The organism is Streptomyces sp. NPDC012827 (genome assembly GCF_042900905.1).
GTDB lineage: Bacteria > Actinomycetota > Actinomycetes > Streptomycetales > Streptomycetaceae > Streptomyces > Streptomyces gulbargensis.
This window is the reverse complement of the sequence record NZ_JBIBBY010000002.1, coordinates 98,296-120,408: the sequence shown is the minus strand read 5'-3', so window position 1 is coordinate 120,408 and position 22,113 is coordinate 98,296. Positions and strand designations below refer to the sequence as shown.

At 72.3% G+C, this 22,113-nt stretch carries 24 protein-coding genes, 3 tRNA genes and 1 pseudogene; 13 read left to right on the top strand and 15 right to left on the bottom strand.

The genetic code is table 11. From position 1 onward, the window contains the following. Window positions 1-164 precede the first annotated feature (164 nt). A complete protein-coding gene (locus tag ACFY60_RS03955; protein ID WP_388610036.1) occupies window positions 165-620 on the bottom strand; it encodes an SSI family serine proteinase inhibitor in 456 nt (151 codons plus the stop codon). 214 nt (window positions 621-834) lie between these two features. On the opposite strand from ACFY60_RS03955, the gene ACFY60_RS03950 reads away from it, so the two are divergent. The 9 genes from ACFY60_RS03950 (at window position 835) to ACFY60_RS03910 (ending at window position 8,263) form a co-directional block, all read left to right on the top strand. After that, window positions 835-925: transfer RNA gene (locus tag ACFY60_RS03950), tRNA-Ser, on the top strand. Window positions 926-1,276: 351 nt separating this feature from the next. After that, a tRNA-Arg gene (locus tag ACFY60_RS03945) sits at window positions 1,277-1,349 on the top strand. Window positions 1,350-1,455: 106 nt separating this feature from the next. Next, window positions 1,456-1,821, top strand: coding sequence for a PH domain-containing protein (locus tag ACFY60_RS03940; protein ID WP_388610039.1), 366 nt, complete (start codon window positions 1,456-1,458; stop codon window positions 1,819-1,821). A 129-nt stretch (window positions 1,822-1,950) separates the two neighbouring features. Next, the gene (locus ACFY60_RS03935; protein ID WP_388610040.1) at window positions 1,951-2,775 is read left to right on the top strand and encodes a Bro-N domain-containing protein; all 825 of its coding nucleotides are present in this window, start codon (window positions 1,951-1,953) and stop codon (window positions 2,773-2,775) included. Window positions 2,776-2,847: 72 nt separating this feature from the next. Continuing rightward, window positions 2,848-3,753 (top strand): DUF2797 domain-containing protein, encoded by a 906-nt coding sequence (locus tag ACFY60_RS03930; protein ID WP_388610042.1) that lies wholly within the window; start codon window positions 2,848-2,850, stop codon window positions 3,751-3,753. Window positions 3,754-3,835: 82 nt separating this feature from the next. Next, window positions 3,836-4,894, top strand: coding sequence for an amidohydrolase family protein (locus ACFY60_RS03925; RefSeq protein WP_388610226.1), 1,059 nt, complete (start codon window positions 3,836-3,838; stop codon window positions 4,892-4,894). 90 nt (window positions 4,895-4,984) lie between these two features. Then, a complete protein-coding gene (locus tag ACFY60_RS03920; protein WP_388610044.1) occupies window positions 4,985-5,755 on the top strand; it encodes a response regulator transcription factor in 771 nt (256 codons plus the stop codon). A 119-nt stretch (window positions 5,756-5,874) separates the two neighbouring features. Continuing rightward, a complete protein-coding gene (locus tag ACFY60_RS03915) occupies window positions 5,875-7,455 on the top strand; it encodes a DHA2 family efflux MFS transporter permease subunit (protein ID WP_388610047.1) in 1,581 nt (526 codons plus the stop codon). Between the two features lie 34 nt (window positions 7,456-7,489). Further along, a complete protein-coding gene (locus tag ACFY60_RS03910) occupies window positions 7,490-8,263 on the top strand; it encodes a TetR/AcrR family transcriptional regulator (RefSeq protein ID WP_388610049.1) in 774 nt (257 codons plus the stop codon). A gap of 170 nt (window positions 8,264-8,433) precedes the next feature. Here ACFY60_RS03910 and ACFY60_RS03905 read toward each other — a convergent pair whose 3' ends face one another. Further along, window positions 8,434-10,062, bottom strand: coding sequence for an MDR family MFS transporter (locus ACFY60_RS03905; protein WP_388610052.1), 1,629 nt, complete (start codon window positions 10,060-10,062; stop codon window positions 8,434-8,436). A 38-nt stretch (window positions 10,063-10,100) separates the two neighbouring features. Then, a complete protein-coding gene (locus tag ACFY60_RS03900) occupies window positions 10,101-10,550 on the bottom strand; it encodes a MarR family winged helix-turn-helix transcriptional regulator (protein ID WP_388610054.1) in 450 nt (149 codons plus the stop codon). A gap of 160 nt (window positions 10,551-10,710) precedes the next feature. Between ACFY60_RS03900 and ACFY60_RS03895 the strand changes: the two genes are divergently transcribed. Then, a complete protein-coding gene (locus tag ACFY60_RS03895) occupies window positions 10,711-10,935 on the top strand; it encodes a hypothetical protein (RefSeq protein ID WP_309053124.1) in 225 nt (74 codons plus the stop codon). A gap of 285 nt (window positions 10,936-11,220) precedes the next feature. Here ACFY60_RS03895 and ACFY60_RS03890 read toward each other — a convergent pair. Beyond that, window positions 11,221-11,757: pseudogene (locus ACFY60_RS03890) on the bottom strand (TetR family transcriptional regulator); the annotation flags it as partial. Between the two features lie 81 nt (window positions 11,758-11,838). On the opposite strand from ACFY60_RS03890, the gene ACFY60_RS03885 reads away from it, so the two are divergent. Then, window positions 11,839-12,777: an oxidoreductase gene (locus ACFY60_RS03885; RefSeq protein ID WP_388610056.1), complete on the top strand. Its 939-nt coding sequence runs from the start codon at window positions 11,839-11,841 to the stop codon at window positions 12,775-12,777. Here the strand turns inward: ACFY60_RS03885 and ACFY60_RS03880 are convergent. The 9 genes from ACFY60_RS03880 to ACFY60_RS03840 all read right to left on the bottom strand — a co-directional run bounded on the left by ACFY60_RS03880 (window position 12,764) and on the right by ACFY60_RS03840 (window position 18,618). Next, complete coding sequence (locus ACFY60_RS03880; protein ID WP_388610058.1) at window positions 12,764-13,615, bottom strand: hypothetical protein; 852 nt, start codon at window positions 13,613-13,615, stop codon at window positions 12,764-12,766. The two genes, ACFY60_RS03885 and ACFY60_RS03880, sit on opposite strands and share 14 nt — an antisense overlap. 63 nt (window positions 13,616-13,678) lie before the next feature. Beyond that, window positions 13,679-14,689, bottom strand: a complete 1,011-nt coding sequence (locus ACFY60_RS03875; protein WP_388610059.1) for an RNA polymerase sigma factor SigF — start codon at window positions 14,687-14,689, stop codon at window positions 13,679-13,681. A 235-nt stretch (window positions 14,690-14,924) separates the two neighbouring features. Next, entirely contained in the window at window positions 14,925-15,773 is an 849-nt protein-coding gene (locus ACFY60_RS03870) for an RNA polymerase sigma factor SigF (RefSeq protein WP_309054369.1), read from the bottom strand. Window positions 15,774-16,006: 233 nt separating this feature from the next. Beyond that, entirely contained in the window at window positions 16,007-16,300 is a 294-nt protein-coding gene (locus ACFY60_RS03865; protein ID WP_309054367.1) for a Dabb family protein, read from the bottom strand. A gap of 9 nt (window positions 16,301-16,309) precedes the next feature. Continuing rightward, window positions 16,310-16,474 carry a hypothetical protein gene (locus ACFY60_RS03860; protein ID WP_345288341.1) on the bottom strand — a complete coding sequence of 55 codons (165 nt, stop codon included), beginning with the start codon at window positions 16,472-16,474 and terminating at the stop codon, window positions 16,310-16,312. 445 nt (window positions 16,475-16,919) lie between these two features. Then, a tRNA-Ser gene (locus ACFY60_RS03855) sits at window positions 16,920-17,004 on the bottom strand. A 67-nt stretch (window positions 17,005-17,071) separates the two neighbouring features. Beyond that, on the bottom strand, window positions 17,072-17,500 hold the full coding sequence (gene tadA / locus ACFY60_RS03850; RefSeq protein ID WP_309055590.1) for a tRNA adenosine(34) deaminase TadA: 429 nt from the start codon (window positions 17,498-17,500) through the stop codon (window positions 17,072-17,074). A 119-nt stretch (window positions 17,501-17,619) separates the two neighbouring features. Beyond that, window positions 17,620-18,162 carry a hypothetical protein gene (locus tag ACFY60_RS03845; RefSeq protein ID WP_388610061.1) on the bottom strand — a complete coding sequence of 181 codons (543 nt, stop codon included), beginning with the start codon at window positions 18,160-18,162 and terminating at the stop codon, window positions 17,620-17,622. 258 nt (window positions 18,163-18,420) lie between these two features. Then, complete coding sequence (locus ACFY60_RS03840) at window positions 18,421-18,618, bottom strand: hypothetical protein (RefSeq protein ID WP_309052065.1); 198 nt, start codon at window positions 18,616-18,618, stop codon at window positions 18,421-18,423. A 92-nt stretch (window positions 18,619-18,710) separates the two neighbouring features. On the opposite strand from ACFY60_RS03840, the gene upp reads away from it, so the two are divergent. Continuing rightward, on the top strand, window positions 18,711-19,346 hold the full coding sequence (gene upp, locus ACFY60_RS03835; RefSeq protein WP_309052066.1) for a uracil phosphoribosyltransferase: 636 nt from the start codon (window positions 18,711-18,713) through the stop codon (window positions 19,344-19,346). Window positions 19,347-19,404: 58 nt separating this feature from the next. On the opposite strand, the gene ACFY60_RS03830 is transcribed toward upp, so the two are convergent. Further along, window positions 19,405-20,040 (bottom strand): LytR C-terminal domain-containing protein, encoded by a 636-nt coding sequence (locus ACFY60_RS03830; RefSeq protein ID WP_388610063.1) that lies wholly within the window; start codon window positions 20,038-20,040, stop codon window positions 19,405-19,407. 87 nt (window positions 20,041-20,127) lie between these two features. Beyond that, entirely contained in the window at window positions 20,128-20,424 is a 297-nt protein-coding gene (locus ACFY60_RS03825; RefSeq protein WP_003999914.1) for a type II toxin-antitoxin system VapB family antitoxin, read from the bottom strand. A 96-nt stretch (window positions 20,425-20,520) separates the two neighbouring features. Here ACFY60_RS03825 and ACFY60_RS03820 point away from each other — a divergent pair, with 96 nt between their 5' ends. Then, window positions 20,521-22,107 carry a helicase HerA-like domain-containing protein gene (locus tag ACFY60_RS03820; RefSeq protein ID WP_388610065.1) on the top strand — a complete coding sequence of 529 codons (1,587 nt, stop codon included), beginning with the start codon at window positions 20,521-20,523 and terminating at the stop codon, window positions 22,105-22,107. Window positions 22,108-22,113: the final 6 nt, after the last annotated feature.

Below are 22,113 nucleotides of genomic sequence, written 5' to 3'. Positions count from 1 at the left end.
CGCACTGCACTTGCCCGCAGCACTCGCTCGCTGCGTCCGCCCTACCGGCCGGCCGGCCCCATCTTGCCCCTCGGGCCGCAGCCTGTCACTGAGGGAGTCTAACGGCGACTCGCGGCCGGTCCCCCGACCGCGATCTCACCGGATCTTCACCGGAACCCCGGTCCTCATCCCCGGACGGCGGGCAGGACGGGCTCCAGGTTCTGCCAGCGGTCGATCTCGCACCCGTCGGTGCGGGAGAAGCGGGCGTCGACCGTACGGCCCCGCCAGGTGCCGGTCACGTGGGCGGTCGCCGACCCGCCGTACATCTGGGTGCAGAACCGGTCCTCGGGCACCGTGGCGAAGGGGTCACCGCCCTGGCGCGCGAGGTGGTCGAGCCGCTCGCACGCGTCCTGGGCCGCCGGATGGTTCCCGCCCGCCTTGATCGCCGCCTTCCCGCCCTTCCCGCCCTTGCTCTCGCAGGTCAGGTCGTACTTGCCGTCGGCCTCGGGGTGGCCGCTGTTGCTGACGGTCACGGTGAGGGAGTCGGCGGCCGGCGCGAGCAGGGGCAGCGGCAGGGGGCCGAGCCCGGCGGCCCCGACGGCGGAGGTGGCGAGGGTCGCGAGGACGAGACTGCGCAGCATGGCTTCTCCTGGAGCACGGATGTACGGAGGGCACGGGATGCGCGTGCCCCCACCCCCACTAACGCTCCCGGAGCCGGAGCGTTGCGCAACCGGGGTGCGCCGGGTGGGGCTTTGCCCTCGGCCCCGGAGGACTAGTACGGTGAAAGCGATTGGTGACACCAGGCTCGCCTGTGTCATCATCTGCACGCACCACCCGCGTACGCGTGGGGTGCGAGGAGGCGTCGCCTAGTCCGGTCTATGGCGCCGCACTGCTAATGCGGTTTGGGTTTTAAAGCCCATCGAGGGTTCAAATCCCTCCGCCTCCGCCCTACCGAAGCCCCGGCCTCCCAGGCCGGGGCTTCTTCCCTTCCCGCCGACCGTGCGCCGGCTTCCGCCAGGCTCGGGGGCCGTCGGCCTTTCCGGGGCGCGTCCACGGCACGCCGGCCCGGCCGCCCATCCCGTATGTGACCCCGGTCTCTTTCACCCCTCCGGCCCACCCTCGGGGCCCTGCCCCGGCTGCGGCACCCGCCACTCCGTCTCCGCGCGGCCGAGACGTTTCCGCAGGTCACAAGGGGTGGGCCTATCGGATTTCACATGGCGGCGGCAGTCATGTAATGTTCTTCCTGTCGCCGCGAGCGGGCCGAAAGGCCGGGGAGCGGAGGCAGAAAAAAGAACAAGCACTCGTAGCTTAACGGATAGAGCATCTGACTACGGATCAGAAGGTTGCAGGTTCGAATCCTGCCGAGTGCACACAGGTGAGAGGCCCGGACGAGAGTCCGGGCCTCTTGCGTTGTGTCGGGGGCCCCCGGGGCTTAGGGTCCGGGGGTTCGGTTCGTATGACTTGGGGGTTGGGGCCATGGCTCTGTTCGGGAACGCGCACGCGATCGATCCGGCGCAGGCGCAGCAGGAGTACGCGCGGCTGTTGGGGCAGGGGGAGCAGGTGCACGCCGCGTATCTGCTGATCCGGGACACGATCTTCTTCACCGACCGGCGGCTGGTGCTGGTCGACAAGCAGGGGATCACCGGGAAGAAGGTCGAGTACCACTCGATCCCGTACCGGAGCATCACGCACTTCGCGGTGGAGACCGCCGGCACCTTCGACCTGGACGCCGAGCTGAAGATCTGGATCTCGGGCAACTCCGTGCCCGTCCAGAAGACCTTCACCAAGGGCGTCGACATCTACGAGGTGCAGGCGATCCTGACGCAGTTCGTGGCCCGCTAGGCGAGCGGACGGTGTGGTGGAAGGCCCCGGGGGGGACCCCGGGGCCTTCCACTTTTGGGTGAACCTGTCTGATTTCAATGTCAGTTGAATATGCCTTCGTCCTAGCGTGCGAGGTGGAGGTGATGATCGATGGACGCGATCGACATCGATGACTTTGCGCACGTCGCCACCGGAGCGCGCCTGCGGCGGCTGACCGCGCCGGACGGGACGCACTGGTTCCCCGTCGTGGACGTGGCGCGGCGGCTGGGGTACGGGGGGAGCCGGGAGGCGCTGCGGGGGGCCGGGCTGCCGCCGGCGTGGGTGGCGACCGCACGGGAGATCGACGCGGGTGCGGGCATACTCGCCCGGAGCGGGATCAGGGCCTCGGCGCGGATGGTGAACGTCCAGGGGCTCGTGCAGCTCGTCGGGGCGTGCCGCAGGCCCGAGGCCGGTCCGTTCCGGGAGTGGGTCGCCGAGGTCGTGGCCGGGGTGCAGCGCGACGGCGGGTACGGTCTTGAGCCCTCCTCGGCGCATGCCGGGTACGTCCTGCCGCCCGAGTTGATCGACGTGCTCGTACGGCTGGAGGGCGCGTTCGACGAGGGCGCCGCCGACCGGGCCGAGTTGGCCGCGTACGCGGAACTGCTCCGGGAGACCCGCCGGAAACTCTCAAGGGCCGCCGACCCCCTTGAGCGTCCGTCCGTGCCGCGGCAGCGGACGGGGACGACCGTCGCGCTCTCCCCGCAGGAGCTGGTGGAGTCCTGGCAGATCACCGGTGACCTGTGGACGGTGGCCAGCTGCCTGGCGCCCGCGCTCGTCCGGGGCGGGGTCCGCTACCGGCCCCAGGACGTCACCCGCAGCACCGGACTCTCCCGCGAACGGGTCCGCGACTGCGTCCGGCGTCTCCTCGAGCGCGGGTGCATGCGGGAGGTCGGCGTCCCGGAGCCCGACGGCACCCGCGTCTACGTGCTGCCCTGAGCAAGCCGGAGCCGGCCGTACGGACGTACGGGAGACTGGGGCACGAGCGCGGTGGAGGAAGGGGCGGGCGGCGTGGAGTGGCGGTGCCGCGGGATCACCTGGGACGGCGGGGTGGCGGGCCTGCGGTGGCACGGCGGGCGCGTCAGCCCGCTGGTGTACGGGCGGGAGCTCGCCTTCCGCGCCACGGGCGTCCGGCGGTGCGCGGGAGCTCGCGGCACCCCCTGCCCCCTCGGGGCCGGGATTCCCGGGCGGGCCACCGGCGGGCGCTGCCCCGAGTGCGCGCGGCTCGACCGCGCCCACTCGGTCGCCGCCGACACCCTGGCGGACGACCCGCGCCCGTACCGCGTCTACCTCGCCTGGTTCGGGCCCGGCATGACCAAGGTCGGCATCACCGGTGAGGCGCGCGGCGACGCCCGGCTCCTGGAGCAGGGGGCCGTCACGTTCAGCTGGCTCGGCCGGGGTCCGCTGATGGCCGCCCGGCGCACCGAGGAGGTGCTGCGGCAGGCGCTCGGCGTGCCGGACCGGGTCCCGTACGAGCGGAAGCGGGCGGCACGCCACGTTCTCCCGGACGCCGCCGAGCGCGCCCGGGAGGTCGAGGAGCTGCACGGGCGCGCCGGGGCGGTCGGCGGGTGGGCGGAGACCCTGGAGCCGCTGCCGTGCGCGCCGCGCGATCACGCGGCGGCTTTCGGTCTCGACCGGCCGGGTGGGCTGCCGCCGCTCTCCGGCACGGTCACCGAGCTGGTGGACGGGGGTGTCGTCACGGGGCGGCTGCTCGCCGCCGCCGGGCCCGACCTCCATCTGCTCGACCCCGCCGGGCGCTGTCTCGCGCTCGACACGCGGCTCATGGGCGGGTGGGTCCTGGAGAGGCCCGGGGCCGGCGGTGCCGGAGGCGGGGCCGGGAGTGCCGTGGAGGGGACGGCGTTCTCGGTGCCCGTCTCCGGCGTGGTCACCCCGGACCGCCAGCAGGGGCTGTTCTGAGACCTGGGCCTCTTTCGGTGGGAGGACCATGGACAGGGCCCTCCGGGCCGGTGAGGGTGGGGCCATGACCCGTAAACCGGTGGTGGGAGCCGAACCACCCACGCACGACGCCGTGTTCACCTCCGGTGGAGCGAGCGGGACCGAGCCGCCCGATGGGACGGGGCTGTCCGGGGCCGGGACGGAGCTGAACGGGGCCGAGCCTCCCGGACCGACCGAGCCGCCCGGGCCTGCCGTCCCGCCCGGAGGTGAGGCGCGGGCCGTGCACGCGCTCCTCCGGCGCCTGGAGCTGCCCGGGCTTGTCGACGTCCACACCCACTTCATGCCCCGCAACGTCCTCGACAAGGTGTGGGCCTACTTCGACGCGGTCGGACCTCTGACCGGGGTGGAATGGCCCATCACCTACCGCGAGGAGGAGGACCGCCGGCTGGCGCTGTTGCGCGGCTTCGGCGCCCTCGCCTTCACGGCCATGCTCTACCCGCACAAGCCCGGCATGGCCGCCTGGCTCAACGGCTGGGCCGCCGGCTTCGCCGCTCGTACCCCGGACTGCCTGCACACGGCGACCCTCTTCCCCGAACCCGGGGCGGAACGGTACGTGCGCGAGGCGCTCGACGCCGGTGCCCGTGTGTTCAAGGTGCACCTCCAGGTCGGCGGCTTCGACCCGAACGACCCTCTCCTCGACGCCGTGTGGGGCGAACTGGCGGAGCGCCGGACGCCGGTCGTCGTCCACTGCGGCTCGGGGCCGGCGCCGGGACGGTTCACCGGGCCCGGGCCCATGGAGCGGCTGCTCGCCCGGTATCCCCGGCTGCGGGTGATCATGGCCCACATGGGCATGCCCGAGTACGGCGCGTTCCTGGACCTGGCGGAGCGGTACGAGGAGGTCCGGCTGGACACCACCATGGCCTTCACCGACTTCGGCGAACGGCTCGCGCCCTTCCCCCCGTCCGAGTCCAAGAGGCTCGCGGACCTCGGTGACCGGATCCTCCTCGGTTCCGACTTCCCCAACATCCCCTACCCGTACGTCCATCAGCTGGAGGCCCTGGAGCGGCTCGGTCTCGGGGACGACTGGCTGCGGGCCGTCCTGTACGGCAACGGGGCCGCGTTGTTTCACGTGAAACCGAGGCCGTCGCACGGGAGACGGTGAGCGGCGGCCCCGGAGCCGCCGGGGCCGTTTCTCAGGGAATTCACAGGAAAGGGCAAGAGCCCTCTCAGCGGCGGCGGCGAGTGTGGAGCCATGACCGTCACCTCCACCACCCCCGCCCGAGCCGCCACCGGCTCCCGCCGTGGCACGCGCGCCGCGTCGCGGCCTACCGACGGCGCCGCCGTCCGTGTCCTCGTCGTGGACGACGAGGCCTCGCTCGCGGAGCTGCTCTCCCTGGCCCTGCGGTACGAAGGCTGGACGGTGCGGAGCGCGGAGGACGGGGCCGCCGCCCTGCGCGCGGCGCGGGAGTTCCGGCCCGATGTCGTCCTGCTCGACGTGATGCTGCCGGATGCCGACGGGCTGAGCCTGCTCGGGGCCCTCCGCAGGGAGCTGCCCGGGGTCCCCGTGCTCTTCCTGACGGCGAAGGACGCCGCCGAGGACCGCATCGCCGGACTCACGGCCGGGGGCGACGACCACGTCACCAAGCCGTTCAGCCTGGAGGAGGTCGTCGCCCGGCTGCGCGGCCTCATCCGGCGCTCGGGCGCCGGGCGGGCGCGCACCGGGTCGCTGCTGACCGTCGGCGATCTGACCCTGGACGAGGACAGCCACGAGGTCACCCGGGGCGGTGAGTCGATCCACCTCACGGCCACCGAGTTCGAGCTGCTGCGCTATCTGATGCGCAATCCGCGCCGGGTGCTCGGCAAGGCCCAGATCCTGGACCGCGTGTGGTCGTACGACTTCGGCGGCCACGCCAACGTGGTCGAGCTGTACATCTCCTACCTGCGCCGGAAGATCGACGCCGGCCGATCCCCGATGATCCACACCCGGCGCGGTGCGGGCTACCTCATCAAGCCCGGCGAGTAGCCCCCGAGGGGAGGTCGGCGCGGTTCGTCCGGCGCTCCGAAAGTAATCGCTATACAGCGTACGAGAATTCCTTGTACGGTGTACGAGTCACGTTCTCGTACACCGTACAAGGAGCTGCCATGACGGCGACGACCGCCGCGAACGAACCGCCCCCCGCCCCGGTCGGCGGTGGCCACCCGCAGCGCTGGCTGATCCTCGGCGTCATCTGCCTGGCCCAGCTCACCGTGCTGCTCGACAACACCGTGCTCAGCGTGGCCATCCCCTCACTGACCTCGGAACTCAACGCCTCCACCAGCGACATCCAGTGGATGATCAACGCCTACTCGCTGGTCCAGTCCGGCCTGCTCCTCACCGCAGGCAACGCGGCCGACCGCTACGGCCGCAAGAAGCTGCTGGCCGCCGGCCTCGCCCTCTTCGGGCTCGGCTCGCTGGCCGCCGGGCTGGCCGACTCCACCGCCCAGCTGATCGCCGCCCGCGCGGGCATGGGCGTCGGCGGCGCGCTGCTCATGACCACCACCCTCGCCGTCGTCATGCAGATCTTCGACGACTCCGAGCGGGTCAAGGCCATCGCACTGTGGGCCACGGTCGGCTCGCTCGGCTTCGCCGCCGGGCCGCTGATCGGCGGTGCCATCCTCAACCACTTCTGGTGGGGAATGATCTTCCTCATCAACATCCCGGTGGCCCTGATCGGCCTGATCGCCGTCGTCAAGCTGGTCCCCGAGTCCAAGAACCCGCAGGGCGAGCGTCCCGACCTGGTCGGCGCGCTGCTCTCCACGATCGGCATGACCGCCGCCGTCTACGCGATCATCACCGGCCCTGAGCACGGCTGGACCTCCACCGAGGTGCTCGTCCCCGCCGCGATCGGTGTCGTCGTCCTGGCCGGCTTCGCCCTGTGGGAGCTGCGCGTCCCGTACCCGATGCTCGACATGCACTTCTTCCGCAACCAGAAGTTCGTGGGCGCGGTCGCGGGCGCGATCCTGGTCATGTTCGGCATGGGCGGCTCGATGTTCCTGCTCACCCAGCACCTGCAGTTCGTGCTCGGGTACGAACCGCTGGAGGCCGGTCTGAGGATGGCGCCGCTCGCGCTGACCGTCGTCGCCCTCAACCTCACCGGTGTCGGCCCGCGAATCGTCATGAAGCTCGGCACGCCCCTCACCGTGACCGTCGGCATGACCCTCGTCGCGGCCGGCCTCGGCTCGATCGCGTTGATCGGCGGCGGCTCCGACGGCACGTACTGGGGCATGCTGCTCGGCCTGGTCCTCATGGGAATCGGCCTCGCCGTCTCCAACCCGGCCATGGCCAACGCCATCATGAGCGCGATCCCGCCGGAGAAGGCCGGTGTCGGCGCGGGCGTCAACGGCACCCTCGCCGAATTCGGCAACGGTCTCGGCGTGGCCGTCCTCGGTGCCGTCCTCAACGCCCGGTTCGCCGCGCTCGTCACCGTCACCGCGACCTCGCTGCCCGCGGCGCTCGCGGCGGCGGGGACGGACGCCGAGCGGGCGGACATCTCCGGCGCCTTCGCCTCGGGCCTCCAGACCAGCCAGCTCGTGGGCGCGATCGCGGTCTTCGCGGGCGGCCTCCTCGCGGCGGCCCTCCTCGCCCGCGCCGAGCGGTCCGAACGCGGCGCGGCGGCCGGGGAGTCCGGCGGGACCGGGGGATCCGGCGGCGACCCGTCCGAGAAGGCCGGAGCGTCTGCATAGCATGGGCGCGGACGACTGAAGACGGAGGAACGCGATGGTCAAGGCAACCGATCGGGCCAAGAACCCGGCGCGTTCCAGCGTCTGGCTGGAGAACAAGGACGGCCGGGCCGCCCGCAGCGGGGGCGGCCCGGCCGGGCTCGACCGGGACCGGATCGTGGCCGCCTCGATCCGCATCCTCGACGAGGAGGGCCTGGCGAAGCTGTCGATGCGCAAGCTCGCCACCGACCTCGGCGTCACGGCGATGTCCCTCTACTGGTACGTCGACACCAAGGACGACATCATCGAGTACGCCGTGGACACCGTCTACGGCGAGATCGACCTCGCCGTGGTCGACGCCGCCGGCGACTGGCGGCAGCAGATCCGGGAACTCGCCCTCCAATACCGCCGGATGCTGGTCCGCCACCCCTGGATGTCCCCGAGCGCCGGCCAGTACCTCAACATCGGCCCCCACGCGATCGCGGTCGGATCCAAGATCCAGGAGACGATCCGCGCCACCGGTCTGCCGCTGGAGCGCCTGCCGAGCACGATGTCGGCGGTCTTCCAGTTCGTGTACGGCTACGGCACCATCGAGGCCCAGTTCGGGCGCCGGGCGGCCGAGGCCGGCATGTCGGCGGACGACTTCTACGGCGAGGCGCTGAAGGCCTTCCGGGACGAACCGCAGTTCGTGGAAGCCCTCGAACCGATGGCGGAACTCCTCGACGAGCGCGCCTCGCACGACAGCGTCACCGTCATCTGGGACCGGGACTTCGAGTACGCCCTCGACATCCTCATCGCCGGCATCGAGGTCACGGTCCAGCGGCACGCCTGACGGGCCCGACGCTCCCCCCGCCGGTGGACGGCAGGACCCCGGAGGCGCCCCGGCGCACGAGACGGGGCGACGAGCCGTCCCCTGCTCGTCGCCCCGCTCTGTGACCCGGTCCGCCTCCGCTCGAAACGGACCGGGGGTTCTGTGTGGGTCGGCCCGACCCGGAGAAGGCCCTAGACGGCGGCCTTCTCCTGCCCCGCCTCGGCCTTCGACGCGCTGTCGCCGTGGCTCTTGAGCGCGACCTCCTTGATGAACAGCGTCACCAGGAAGGCGATCAGCGCGAAGGGCGCGGAGTAGAGGAAGACGTCCGCGACGCCGTGCCCGTACGCGCTCTCCATCACCGTGCGGATCGGCGCGGGCAGGGCGTCCATGTCGGGGATGGCCCCGCTGCCGCCGCCCTGGCCCATGGCCCCGGCCGCCTTCGGGCCGAGTTCGGCGAGCCCGTCCCGTACGTAGTCGGTGACCCGGTGGGCCATGACCGCGCCGAGCGCCGAGACGCCGACCGCACCGCCCAGGGAGCGGAAGAAGGTGACGACGGAGGAGGCGGCGCCCAGGTCGGACGGGGCCACCTGGTTCTGCGTGCAGAGGACCAGGTTCTGCATCATCATGCCGAGACCGAGGCCGAGGACCGCCATGTAGAGGGCGAGGTGCCAGTACGGGGTGTCGTACCGCATCGTGCCCAGCAGCCCGAGGCCGGCGGTGGCGAGGGCGCCGCCGCTGACCAGCCAGGCCTTCCACCGACCGGTCTTGGTGATGATCAGACCGGAGACGGTGGAGGAGACGAAGAGGCCGGCGATCATCGGGATGGTGAGGACGCCGGACATCGTCGGCGACTCGTTCCGGGCCAGCTGGAAGTACTGGCTGAAGAAGACGGTGCCCGCGAACATCGCGACACCCACGAAGAGGGAGGCGAGCGAGGCCAGCGTGATGGTGCGGTTGCGGAACAGGCGCAGCGGGATGATCGGCTCGCTCGCCCGGGACTCGACGAGGACGAAGACCGCGCCGAGGAGCACCGAGCCGCCGACCATCGCGGCCGTCTGCCAGGACATCCAGTCGTACTTGTCGCCCGCGAAGGTGACCCAGACGAGGAGCAGGGAGACGGCGGCGCTGATGAAGAAGGCGCCGGACCAGTCGACCTTGACCTCGCGCTTCACGACGGGGAGCTTCAGGGTCTTCTGCAGGACGAGCAGGGCGATGATCGCGAAGGGCACGCCGACGTAGAAGCACCAGCGCCAGCCGAGCCAGTCGGTGTCGGTGATGACGCCGCCGAGCAGCGGGCCGCCCACGGTGGCGACGGCGAAGGTGGCGCCGAGATAGCCGCTGTACCGGCCGCGTTCCCGGGGGGAGATCATGGCGGCCAGGATGATCTGGGAGAGGGCGGTCAGACCGCCGACGCCGATGCCCTGGACGACGCGGCAGGCGATGAGCATGCCGGTGCTCTGGGAGAGGCCGGCGACGATCGATCCCGCCACGTAGACGATCAGGGCTATCTGGACGAGCAGCTTCTTGGAGAAGAGGTCGGCCAGCTTGCCCCAGAGGGGCGTGGTGGCGGTCATCGCCAGGAGCGCGGCGGTGACGACCCAGGTGTACGCGGACTGGCCGCCGCCCAGGTCGGTGATGATCTGGGGGAGCGCGTTCGAGACGATCGTCGAGGACAGGATGGCGACGAACATGCCGAGCAGCAGCCCGGACAGCGCCTCCATGATCTGCCGGTGCGTCATCGGAGCGGTCTCGGCGGTCCCGCCGGCTCCCGTACCGGAGGGGGCGCCCCGCACACCGGTGTCGGGTGTGGTCGTAGCCATGAACTTCCTTTGTCTGACGTCGTTGCCGGAGTGGTTTCTCAAGCGTGGTGCGCCCGGCAGTCCCCGAAGGAGTCGCGCAGCCGGGCGAGGAGCGCGGTGAGCAGTGCGACGTCGTCGTCGGACCACTCCGCGAGGTTGCGGGCGAAGGTCTCGGTCACCCGCCGGTCGAGCTCGGCGAGCATGTCCTCCCCTCCGGGGGTGAGCCGGAGGATGCGTGAGCGCCGGTCGGCCGGGTCGGGCCGGCGCTCCACCCAGCCGTGCTCGACGGTGTGGGCGACATGGCGGCTGCAGACGGACATGTCCACGGCCATGTGCTCGGCGAGCCGGCTCATCCGCATGTCGCCGTGGTGGTGGAGCAGGGCGAGAACGGCGGCGGCCCCGCCCTGGCACTCGACGGGGAGGACGCGGGCGAGCCCGCGCTTCACGGCGCCGATGGCGCTGACCTGGCGGGCCAGGTTTTCGTAGCGGTTGCGGTTCCGCGTCTCCATCGGGGCACTCCGGCTCATCTTGTTGCTTAGGGCAACCATAGAGATGGATGGTTGCTCCAGGCAAACTAAATCGGTCAAACGGCGCTAAAGAATCGGCAAAGGGCGGTCGGGGGCGCCGGGGCTTGGGCCCCTCACCCCGCTTTCGCTAGGGTCCTGGCCCATGGCACACAACCCCCAAGCACCGTACGGACAGGGCCAGGGCCCCGAGGGCTCCTACGACCCCGCCGGCAGCACCCAGATGTTCCGCGCCTTCGTCGACGAGGGGACTCCGCAGCGGCAGCAGCAGACCCCGGCACCTTCGGCCGGCCCCCGGGTCGGCCTGATCGTGGGCGTGGTCGCCGCGATCGTGGTCCTGGCGGCGGTCGCCTGGCTGGCATTCGGCTGACCGACGCTCCTCCAACCGTCCCGGGTGGGCCGGGTCCGCGCCGTGCGGACCCGGCCCACCCGGCTTTCACGGGGCCGGTACGGCGTCCAGGGCCGGCGCGATCACCTCGAACGCGCGGCGGGTGAGCGCGAGCGGGTCCTCGCGCTCCCGGGCGGGGCGCCCCGGAGCCCCGCCGGCTCCCCGTCCCGTGCGGGCCGTCCCCGCGCCCGCACCGGCCGTCCCCGCGCCCGCACCGGCCGTCCCCGCGCCCGCACCGGCCGCCGTCACGTCCTCCGGTCCGTCCGGGCCCCCGCCGCTCCACCGGTGCAGCACCGTGTCGAAGGCGGTGAGCGCCATGCCCGCCGCGAGCCGCGGGTACAGCTCCGTCGCCGCATCGAGCCCCAGCCGCCCCGCCAGCTCCTCGGTCAACTCCTCGCGCCACCGCCCCTCGTGCTCCAGGAAGCGGGCGAGCAGCGCGGGCGTGCGCAGGATGAGCCGCACCACGGGCAGCGTGCGCTCGGGGTGGTCGCCGCAGGCGGCCAGCGGTACGGAGACGGCGCGCAGCAGCGCCTCGGAAGGCGGCTCCCCGGCCGGCCGGGCGGCGAGCTCGGCGCGCATGTCGGCTCCCATGCCCGCCAGGAACTGGACGACCACGTCCTCCTTCGACGCGAAGTAGCGGAAGAACGTGCGCTTGGAGACGCCGGCGGCGGTCGCGATCTCGTCGACCGTCACGGCGTCGAAGCCCTTGCGGGCGAGCAGCTGGAGGGCCGCCTCGGTCAGTTCGGTCGCGACGAGCTGGCGCTTGCGCTGGGCGAGGCTGCTCTCGGCGGGGCGGGTGGTCACGGGGCGATGGTAGTGCGGTGACCCACGTGACACCAAAAGTCGCTCTTGACACTCGGTGACACGAACGGCAACGTGTGTCGCATGACCAGGAAACAGCGCTGGACCGCCGACCTGATCCCCGACCAGTCCGGGCGGGTCTTCGTCGTCACCGGGGCCAACAGCGGCCTCGGCCTCGCCACCACCCGTGCCCTGGCCCGTCGGGGGGCGCACGTGGTCCTCGCCGTACGGGACGAGGCGAAGGGCCACCGGGCGGTGGACGAGCTGGTGACCGGCGGGGCGAGTCCCGGGTCGCTCGACGTACGGCGGCTCGACCTCGCCGACCTCGACGCGGTACGGGCCTTCGCCGACGGGCTGCGGGCCGAGCACCCGCGCCTGGACGTGCTCGTCAACAACGCGGGCGTCATGGCGCCGCCCCGCACGCTGAGCCCGCAGGGGCACGAGCTCCAGTTCGCCGCCAACCACCTCGGCCACTTCGCGCTGACCGCGCTCCTGCTGGACCGGCTCGCGGAGGGACGCGACCCGCGCGTGGTGACGGTCAGCTCCATCAACCACCGGCAGGGCGGACTCCGCTTCGACGACCTCACCGGCGAGCGCGGCTACGCCCCGATGACCTTCTACAACCAGTCGAAGTTCGCCAACGCCGTCTTCGGACGCGAGCTGCACCGGCGCCTGAGCGCGGCCGGCAGCCCGGTCCGCAGCGTGCTCGCCCACCCCGGCTACACCGCCACCAGCCTCCAGACCAAGGACACCCGCGGACTGCTGCGCGTGGTGCTCGGCGGCATCGGCAACCCGCTGTTCGCCCAGCGTCCGGAGCGCGGCGCCCTGCCGCAGCTGTACGCGGCGACCGAACCTGCCGTCGCGGGAGGCGAGTTCATCGGCCCGGACGGACCCGGCGAACTGCGCGGCGACCCGACGCGCGTACGGCTCTCCGAGGCTGCGGCCGACCCGGACACGGGGCGCCGGCTGTGGGCGGAGTCGGAGCGCCTGACCGGCGTGCGGTTCGCGCTCAGCGCCAGGTAGCGCCGACCTCGCGGGTGTCGACACGGGTGCCCGGCGGCACCCGCCAGGACTCCACGCACACGGTGTACGTCTCCGTCCGCGCCGCCCCGGCGGCGATCGGGGCGGGCAGCGGCCGGGTGCCGGTCACGGTGCCCCAGTCGATGCCCAGGGCGCCGACGACGTGCGTCCCGAAGGTGACGGTTCCGGCGACCACGGGGGTGCCGCCGGTGTTCCGGAAGGTGACCGTCACGCGCTCGCACCAGCGCCGGTCGGTGTCCGCGAGGACCGGCACGGAGACGGTGAGCGCGGCGGGGGCCGGCGCCGGGGCCGGGGACGGCGGTGGCGTGGGCGGGGAGGCGGGCCCCGGGGTGGCTCCCCGGGGCGGTGGCACGGGCCGGGGGCCGGCGCCGGGCCCGCTCGTGCCCGGCGCGGAGTGCGGAGGAGTGCGGGGAGGGGCGGTGGCGATGTCCGTACGGGGCGGGCCCGGCGCCGGAGCCGCCGGTTCCGTACCGCCGCCGGCTTCCGTACCTTCTCCCGGTTCCGTGCCGCCGTACGCGCCGGGTCCCGTGCCGCTGCCCGTCCCGGATCCGGGGTCCGCCGGCGTACCCGTGGCGGAGGACGCCGACGAGGCCACGGGGGAGGGGAGGGGCGAGGGGGAGCGGGTGCTGGAGGCGAGGGTCGGGAGGGCGGCGGGGCCGTCCGGGGGAGCCGCGCCGGAGGGGACGACCGTGCCGTGCCGCCCCGGGCCGGCGCCCAGGGGCGCGTACGCGTCGTCGCCGTCCCCGCCGATGCCGCAGGCGGTCAGCGCTCCGCCGAGGCAGAGCGCCACCGTCACGAGTCCCGGCCTCCTTCGCCCCATGTCGCCAGTGTGGCCGACGGACCCTCGCGGGGCGGGCGGTTCGCCGAACTCCGTTCTCTCCGGTCAGTCGGAGATGAGCCCCTCGCGGAGCTGGGCGAGGGTGCGGGTGAGCAGCCGCGAGACGTGCATCTGCGAGATGCCGACCTCCTCGCCGATCTGCGACTGGGTCATGTTGGCGAAGAAGCGGAGCATGATGATCTGCCGCTCCCGGGGCGGGAGTTTGGCGAGCAGCGGCTTCAGCGACTCGCGGTACTCGACGCCCTCCAGGGCGGTGTCCTCGTAGCCGAGGCGGTCGGCGAGCGATCCCTCGCCGCCGTCGTCCTCGGGGGACGGCGAGTCCAGCGAGGAGGCGGTGTACGCGTTGCCGACCGCGAGGCCGTCGACCACGTCCTCCTCCGACACGCCCAGTACGGCGGCCAGTTCGGGCACGGTCGGGGAGCGGTCGAGCTTCTGCGCCAGTTCGTCGCCGGCCTTGGTGAGGGCGAGCCGCAGCTCCTGGAGCCGGCGCGGGACGCGCACGGACCACGAGGTGTCGCGGAAGAAGCGCTTGATCTCGCCGACGACCGTCGGCATCGCGAACGTCGGGAACTCCACGCCCCGTTCGCAGTCGAAGCGGTCGATCGCCTTGATGAGGCCGATGGTGCCGACCTGGACGATGTCCTCCATCGGCTCGTTGCGGGAGCGGAAGCGGGCCGCCGCGTACCGCACGAGGGGGAGGTTGAGCTCGATGAGCGTGTCGCGGACGTAGGTCCGCTCCGGGCTGTCGGCGGCGACGCCTTCGGCGTCGAGCGCGCGCAGGCGGAGGAACAGGGAGCGCGAGAGGGTGCGGGTGTCGAGGGTCTCCGGGACGACCGTCGGCGGCGGAGCGGGGGTTGTGGTGCTGTCGGCCGCGGTCGGCGCCGTCGTCTGCACGGGCGCGCCCGCCACGGCCACCGCGAGGGGCGTGGAGAGGGACGCGGACGCGGACACGAGGTCGGACCCGGGCACGACGGCGGGTGCGGTGACGGACGCGGGCACGGTCACGGACGCGGGCGTGAGCGTGAGCACCTTCGAGCTGCCCTGTTCTGCGGACATGCCACCCCCTTGAGGTCGCGGACGGTCGCGGTGGCCGCGACCGTCTGAGGAACGCAGCCTCCACCTGAATACCGGCGGCAGGGCTGCGGCAAACTCGGTTCCAGCAGAATGTCACATGTCGGCAACACGCTGTAGTGACTTGTCGACATGGCGTGAGGTCATATCCGCAGGAAACAAGGGGTGTACGTCTTTTGGTGCTCCGTCAGGTTACTCCGAACGGGTCTACCTGATCCGGTTACGCCTCGATTCTGTTTGCGGATCTCAGACGGGCGAAGCTGCGGGCGAGGAGTCTTGACACGTGCATCTGGGAGACGCCGAGTTCCTGGCTGATCTGGGACTGGGTCAGGTTGCTGTAGTAGCGGAGCATCAGGATCCGCTGCTCGCGCTCCGGGAGCTGGACGAGGAGGTGCCGGACGAGGTCCCGGTGTTCGACGCCCGCGAGGGCGGGGTCCTCGTACCCGAGCCGGTCGAGCAGGCCGGGGAGCCCGTCGCCCTCCTGTGCGGCCTCCAGGGAGGTGGCGTGGTAGGAGCGGCCGGCCTCGATGCAGGCGAGCACCTCGTCCTCGCCGATCTTCAGCCGCTCTGCGATCTCGGCGGTGGTGGGTGAGCGGCCGTGGGCCGTGGTCAGGTCCTCGGTGGCGCCGTTGACCTGGACCCACAGTTCGTGGAGGCGGCGGGGGACGTGCACGGTGCGGACGTTGTCGCGGAAGTAGCGCTTGATCTCGCCGACGACCGTCGGCATCGCGAAGGTGGGGAACTGCACGCCCCGGTCGGGGTCGAAGCGGTCGATCGCGTTGATGAGGCCGATCGTGCCGACCTGGACGACGTCCTCCATCGGCTCGTTGCGGGAGCGGAAGCGGGCCGCCGCGTACCGCACGAGGGGCAGGTTGGCCTCGATCAGGGCCCCGCGCACCCGCTGGTGCTCGGGCGTGCCCGGCTCCAGGTTCTTCAGCTGCCCGAACAGCACCTGGGTGAGGGCGCGGGTGTCGGCGCCACGGGTGCTCTGGGGACGGGGGCGCGGGGCGTCCGCCGCTCCGCCCGCTTCGTGCTGGGGCGGGACCTGAGGTGCTGTACTGGCCGGCACGTTCACGCCACCCCTTTGGCTGGTGTAGCTGGTCGACTGGGTCAACTACGGTCAACTCATCCGTCAAAAGCGGTCATAGCATCACAAGACATGTCCACTGTGTGCAAGCACCGCATAACCACGTGTTGAGGACATCAAGGACCCGAAAGAGGAGGCCGGAACACCACGAAGCCCCCCACCTGAACAGCGGGGGGCTCGGCGACGGAGAACCGGACGGGGAAGGGGAGGGAGGGCTAGAAGGCGTAGTCCGCGATCACCCAGGTGGCGAACTCGCGCCACTGGGCCACACCCGCCTGGTGGGCCGGATGGTCCAGGTACCGCTGGAGCGCCTCGGTGTCCTCGACGGCCGAGTTGATGGCGAAGTCGTACGCGATCGGGCGGTCCGTGATGTTCCAGTCGCACTCCCAGAACCGCAGCTCGGGGATCTGCTCACCGAGCGCGCGGAACGCCTCGACGCCGGCGACCACGCGCGGCTCGTCACGTGCGACGCCCTCGTTGAGCTTGAAGAGGACCAGATGGCGGATCACGGAGGGCTCCTAGTTGATGAGTTCGGTCATGAACTCGCCGACACCCTGGGCGGCGCTGGAAATGCCTTCGAACCCTACCTGCACCAGATCGGCCGCCCGGGCCGGGGAGGTGATGATCGTGTAGAGCACGAAGACCCCGATCGCGTACAGCGCGATCTTCTTCGCCTGTGCCATCTGCTCCGGCCCTCCCGTGTCCCCGCCCGGCTTCGCCCCGCCCGGCTGTCCCCACCCGGCTCCGCCCGTCTCGCCGGACGACCGCGCCACTCTAACCGAGCCTTTATGGACCAAGGACCCGGTGATCGGGGCCTTTTGCCGCCCCCCGGGAGGGGAGCGGAGGAGCAGGATGGACACCGAGCCCGGCGGATCTGGCAGGAATCCCCGGGCTGTGGAACCGGCCCGCACTGCGGGGCCCGCGCCGCGAGCTTCCCCCCTGACCGTGGCGCGGGACCATCCGGACCGGTTCTCGCCGGGGGGAGCGGCTTGTCCCCCCGATGCCGCTCCCCCCGTCCTTCGCCGAGGGCCCCGGCCGCTCTCCCCGAGCGCCGGGGTCCTTTCGCGTACGGGGGGAGAGGGCATGCGAAAGGGCCCGGTGCTCACGCACCGGGCCCTTCCGTCGAAGCGGTAGCGGAGGGATTTGAACCCTCGGTGACTTGCGCCACACTCGCTTTCGAGGCGAGCTCCTTCGGCCGCTCGGACACGCTACCGAGAGAGAGCTTAGCCCAAACTCCCCCGGCGATGAAATCCGTATCGATCCGCAGGTCGGACGGGGGGTCAGCGCGCCCGGAAGAAGGCCGTCAGCTGCTGTGCGCACTCCTCGCCGAGCACGTCGTGGATCACCTCGGGCCGGTGGTTGAGCCGCCGGTCCCGGACGAGGTCCCAGAGCGAGCCGGCGGCTCCCGCCTTCTCGTCGACGGCGCCGAACACCACCCGCGCCACCCGCGCCTGCACGAGCGCGCCGGCGCACATCACGCACGGCTCCAGGGTCACGACCAGCGTGCACCCGGTCAGCCGCCACTCGCCGGTGGCCTCGGCTGCCCGCCGCAGCGCGAGGACCTCGGCGTGCGCGGTCGGATCGCCGGTGGCCTCCCGCTCGTTGTGGCCGCGGGCGAGCACCTCGCCGTCCGGGGAGAGCACGACCGCGCCGACCGGTACGTCACCGGCCGCCGCGGCCGCGTCGGCCTCGGCGAGCGCCAGCCGCATCGCGGACCGCCAGGGATCCCGTACGGGGTCGGGCGCCGGGGCGGAGTCCGTGGGGGTGGGCGGCGCCGAGCCGGCGGCGCCCGCCGGCCCCACGGGCTCCGCCGGGAGGTGCGGGGGCACTAGCGCACGGCCTCCAGGACCTCCGCGGCGCCCAGCGCGTCCGCGATCTCCGCGAGCGCGTCGGTGTCGAGCGCGAGGAGGTCGTTCGGGGGCACGCCGAGGTCCGCGAGGACCAGCCGGTCACCCACGGGGGCGGCGGGCACCGTCTCGGCGGCGGCGGCCTCCTCCTCGTCGTCGCCGTCCGCCGGGACGTCGAGCGGTTCCCCGTCCTCCGTACCGTCCAGGTCCAGCGTGTCCAGGTCGTCCAGGGCGGCGCCGTCCAGGTCGTCGCCGAGGATCTCCCGGGTGAGGATCTCCCCGTACGAGGAGCGGGCGGCGGCGGCGCCGTCGGAGACGTAGATCCGGGGGTCGTCCTCACCCTCCACACGGACGATGCCGAACCACGCGTCCTCCTGCTCGATGAAGACGATCACCGTGTCGTCGTCGACGGAGGCCTCGCGGGCCCGGTCGACCAGATCGGACAGGGTCTCCACGTCGTCGAGCTCCGTGTCGCTCGCTTCCCACCCGTCTTCGGTGCGCGCGAGCAGTGCGGCGAAGTACACCTGACTCTCCCACTGATCAGAGGTGTGACGATCCGGCGGCGCGCTCCTGATGCCCCGCCCAATCGGCATCGTGACAGAAACAAGGGCCGCAGGAGAGGTCTTCGGCTCTTGCGTCGTGCATCAGTCTGAACGACACCGCGATCGGGCGGCGCGCGACCCCGGCGCACGAAGGGGGCGCACAGCGGGGGCGCCCGCACCGGTCGCCGGTGCGGAGCACGCGTACGGAGACGGTCGCGCCCGCGTCCGTACGGGGTGGCCTCACCAGCGGAAGGTGCGCATCCGCATGGCCTGCCGCATCCGGGCCGCGCGGGCCCGCCGGGGCTGGACGCGCTCGCGCAGGGCCTTGGCCTCGTTGAGCTCGCGCAGGAACTGGGCGCGGCGCCTGCGGCGCTCCGCGTCCGTCTCCGGCTCAGGCTTTCCGCGCTCCTGGCCTGCGGTCTCTTCCGGGTCCGGCATCGGCCACACCACCCTGCGACTGGGTCCCTGTGCCCCCACCTTCCCCCAGTGGCGGGAATCGATGCCAGTGCGGGGCGGGCTACTGTTGAGTCATGCGTCTCCACGTCGTCGATCACCCGCTGGTCGCCCACAAGCTCACCACCCTGCGCGACAAGCGCACGGACTCCCCGACCTTCCGGCGGCTCGCCGACGAACTGGTCACCCTGCTCGCCTACGAGGCCACCAGGGACGTCCGGACCGAGCAGGTCGACATCGAGACCCCCGTCACGCCCACCACCGGCGTGAAGCTGTCGCACCCGCGCCCGCTGGTGGTGCCGATCCTGCGCGCCGGCCTCGGCATGCTCGACGGCATGGTGCGGCTGCTCCCGACGGCGGAGGTCGGCTTCCTCGGCATGATCCGCAACGAGGAGACGCTGGAGGCGTCGACCTACGCCACGCGGATGCCGGAGGACCTCTCGGGCCGCCAGGTCTACGTCCTGGACCCGATGCTGGCGACCGGCGGCACGCTGGTCGCGGCGATCCAGGAGCTGATCAGGCGCGGGGCCGACGACGTCACGGCGGTCGTGCTGCTCGCCGCCCCCGAGGGCGTCGAGGTCATGGAGCGCGAGCTCGCGGGCACGCCGGTGACGGTGGTGACCGCCTCGGTCGACGAGCGGCTCAACGAGCAGGGCTACATCGTCCCGGGCCTGGGCGACGCGGGCGACCGCATGTACGGCACCGCCGAGTAGGAGGCGGGCCGGGCGGCCGTGTCCCGCGGGGCACGGCCCGGGCGTCCGCCCTCCGCGCTCAGCAGCGGGTGGGCGCCGGCTTCGGCTTGGCGAGAGCCGCCAGGGCCGCGTCCGCCGTGGCCTTCGGTGACAGGTTCTTGAAGGCCGTTCCGATGATCAGGTCGACATCCGCCGTGGCGCGGGTGTCGACCTTCGTCGTGGCGCCCGCGAACTGCGTGGCCAGCACCGGGAAGATCCCCTTGGCGGCCGTGTTCGCGCCGAGCAGCATCCCGGCGCCCGGCACCTTCTTGTCGTACGCGGCGGGCGCGTTGCCCACCTTGCCGATCTTGAAGCCCCGCTTCTTCAGCTCGTCGGCGGTCGCCTTCGCGAGTCCGCTGCGCGGGGTGGCGTTGTAGACGTTGACCGTGATCTGCGCGGGTCTGGGCAGAGCGGCGGCGGGCGCCGCCGTCGGCCTGGGCGCGGGCTTGCAGTCGGCGCCCTGCTTGCCGGCCGCCGCGCTCCTCGTCCCCCCGTCGCCGCCCGAGAAGACGTCGACGAGCTGGAGCGTGCCCCAGCCGGCGGCACCGAGCACGACGACGGCGGCCGCGGAGGCGAGGACGATCCGGCGCCGGCGGTGGGGGCGGCGCATGCGCGGGTAGACGTCCCCCGTGATGCGGTACTTTCCGCCCATTCCGGGGGGAGTGAGCATGCTCATGAGCGCAGCGTAATGCCGCCCGTCGGCGATGCCTACTTGATGATCATGTGATCGCGTCCGGATGGGGGTGAACTGCCCCCGAAAGGGTCAGTCGAGTTCCAGGACGCGGGCGTGCAGCACCTGTCGCTGCTGGAGCGCCGCGCGGACGGCGCGGTGCAGTCCGTCCTCGAGGTAGAGATCGCCCTGCCACTTCACGACGTGCGCGAAGAGGTCGCCGTAGAAGGTGGAGTCCTCGGCGAGCAGCGTCTCCAGGTCCAGCTGGCCCTTGGTGGTCACCAGCTGATCGAGGCGGACCGGGCGCGGGGCGACGTCCGCCCACTGCCGGGTGCTTTCCCGGCCGTGGTCGGGATACGGCCGGCCGTTTCCGATGCGCTTGAAGATCACACGGAAAGCCTACCGGGCGAGCGGCTCCCGGCGCAGCCACGCGGGGGCGGTGGGATGCTGATGCAAACCATGACATAAGCGAAATCGGGGTCCGTCATGAGCGTGAGTGAGATCGCCGCCGGATACGCCTTCGACGGGCCGGCCCTCGATCTGGGGGCCCTGCTGTGGGACGGCGCCTGCCATCCGGACGCGCCGGTCCGCGTCCCGCTCGCCGCCCTCAACCGGCACGGTCTGGTCGCCGGGGCCACCGGCACCGGCAAGACGAAGACCCTCCAGCTGATCGCCGAACAGCTCTCGGCGCAGGGCGTGCCGGTCTTCCTGGCCGACATCAAGGGGGACGTCTCCGGGATCTCGGCCCCCGGCCAGGACGGCGCGAAGGTCCGCGCGCGGGCCGCGGAGGTGGGGCAGACCTGGGAGGCGAAGGGCTTTCCCTGCGCCTTCTACGCGCTCGGCGGCACCGGCCCCGGCATCCCGGTGCGCGCCACCGTCACCGGCTTCGGCCCCGTCCTGCTCTCCAAGGTGCTCCAGCTGAACCGCACGCAGGAGCAGTCCCTCGGCCTGATCTTCCACTACGCCGACGCCAAGGGCCTGGAGCTGGTGGACCTCAAGGACCTGCGGGCGGTGGTCGCCTTCCTGGTGTCGGACACGGGGAAGGCCGAGCTGAAGGGGATCGGCGGCCTGTCGACCGTGACGGCCGGGGTGATCCTGCGGGCGATCACCGCCCTCGAGCAGCAGGGCGCCGGAGCGTTCTTCGGGGAGCCGGAGTTCGACACCGGTGAGCTGCTCCGCACGGCGGACGACGGGCGCGGCACCGTCTCGGTCCTGGAACTGCCCGCCGTACAGGACCGGCCCCAGCTGTTCTCGACCTTCCTGATGTGGCTGCTCGCGGACCTCTTCCACGACCTTCCGGAGGTCGGCGACCCGGAGAAGCCGAAACTGGTCTTCTTCCTCGACGAGGCGCACCTGCTGTTCAAGGACGCCTCGAAGGCCTTCCTGGAGTCGATCACGCAGACGGTGCGGCTGATCCGCTCGAAGGGGGTCGGGGTCTTCTTCGTGACGCAGACCCCGAAGGACGTGCCGGCGGACGTGCTCGCGCAGCTCGGCAACCGGGTGCAGCACGCGCTGCGGGCCTTCACCCCGGACGACGCGAAGGCGCTGAAGGCGACGGTGCGGACCTTCCCCCGCTCCCCGTACGACCTGGAGGAGGTGCTGACCGGGCTCGGGACGGGCGAGGCGGTGGTCACCGTCCTGAGCGAGACGGGGGCGCCGACCCCGGTGGCGGCGACCCGGATGCGGGCACCGGAGTCGCTGATGGGCCCGGTCGCGCCGGAGGTCCTCGACGCGGCGGTGAAGGCCTCGCCGCTGTACGGGCGGTACGCGCAGGCGGTGGACCGCGAGTCGGCGTACGAGAGGCTGACCGGCGAGCAGCGGGCGGCGGAGGCGGCGGCCGAGGCGGCGGCGCCCCGGGCCGCGGCGGGCCAGGAGGCCGCGGAGCCGTCCGGTCGCCCGGCCGGCACCGCGCCCTCCGGGGACACGGGAGCGAGGGCCCCGGAGGAGGAGCCCTCGCTCGTCGAGCAGGTCGTCGGCAGCGGGATCTTCCGGTCCCTGGCCCGGTCGGTCGGCACCCAGCTGGGCCGGGAGATCACCCGTTCCCTCTTCGGCACCGCCCGCCGGCGGCGGTGAGGGAGG

Bases quoted from the DNA above. Each gene is read 5' to 3' on its own strand.
- ACFY60_RS03955 (WP_388610036.1), bottom strand. From the start codon at position 620: ATGCTGCGCAGTCTCGTCCTCGCGACCCTCGCCACCTCCGCCGTCGGG.
- ACFY60_RS03940 (WP_388610039.1), top strand. From the start codon at position 1,456: ATGGCTCTGTTCGGGAACGCGCACGCGATCGATCCGGCGCAGGCGCAG.
- ACFY60_RS03935 (WP_388610040.1), top strand. From the start codon at position 1,951: ATGGACGCGATCGACATCGATGACTTTGCGCACGTCGCCACCGGAGCG.
- ACFY60_RS03920 (WP_388610044.1), top strand. From the start codon at position 4,985: ATGACCGTCACCTCCACCACCCCCGCCCGAGCCGCCACCGGCTCCCGC.
- ACFY60_RS03915 (WP_388610047.1), top strand. From the start codon at position 5,875: ATGACGGCGACGACCGCCGCGAACGAACCGCCCCCCGCCCCGGTCGGC.
- ACFY60_RS03910 (WP_388610049.1), top strand. From the start codon at position 7,490: ATGGTCAAGGCAACCGATCGGGCCAAGAACCCGGCGCGTTCCAGCGTC.
- ACFY60_RS03905 (WP_388610052.1), bottom strand. From the start codon at position 10,062: ATGGCTACGACCACACCCGACACCGGTGTGCGGGGCGCCCCCTCCGGT.
- ACFY60_RS03900 (WP_388610054.1), bottom strand. From the start codon at position 10,550: ATGGAGACGCGGAACCGCAACCGCTACGAAAACCTGGCCCGCCAGGTC.
- ACFY60_RS03895 (WP_309053124.1), top strand. From the start codon at position 10,711: ATGGCACACAACCCCCAAGCACCGTACGGACAGGGCCAGGGCCCCGAG.
- ACFY60_RS03885 (WP_388610056.1), top strand. From the start codon at position 11,839: ATGACCAGGAAACAGCGCTGGACCGCCGACCTGATCCCCGACCAGTCC.
- ACFY60_RS03880 (WP_388610058.1), bottom strand. From the start codon at position 13,615: ATGGGGCGAAGGAGGCCGGGACTCGTGACGGTGGCGCTCTGCCTCGGC.
- ACFY60_RS03875 (WP_388610059.1), bottom strand. From the start codon at position 14,689: ATGTCCGCAGAACAGGGCAGCTCGAAGGTGCTCACGCTCACGCCCGCG.
- ACFY60_RS03860 (WP_345288341.1), bottom strand. From the start codon at position 16,474: ATGGCACAGGCGAAGAAGATCGCGCTGTACGCGATCGGGGTCTTCGTG.
- tadA (WP_309055590.1), bottom strand. From the start codon at position 17,500: ATGCGGCTGGCGCTCGCCGAGGCCGACGCGGCCGCGGCGGCCGGTGAC.
- ACFY60_RS03840 (WP_309052065.1), bottom strand. From the start codon at position 18,618: ATGCCGGACCCGGAAGAGACCGCAGGCCAGGAGCGCGGAAAGCCTGAG.
- upp (WP_309052066.1), top strand. From the start codon at position 18,711: ATGCGTCTCCACGTCGTCGATCACCCGCTGGTCGCCCACAAGCTCACC.
- ACFY60_RS03830 (WP_388610063.1), bottom strand. From the start codon at position 20,040: ATGAGCATGCTCACTCCCCCCGGAATGGGCGGAAAGTACCGCATCACG.
- ACFY60_RS03820 (WP_388610065.1), top strand. From the start codon at position 20,521: ATGAGCGTGAGTGAGATCGCCGCCGGATACGCCTTCGACGGGCCGGCC.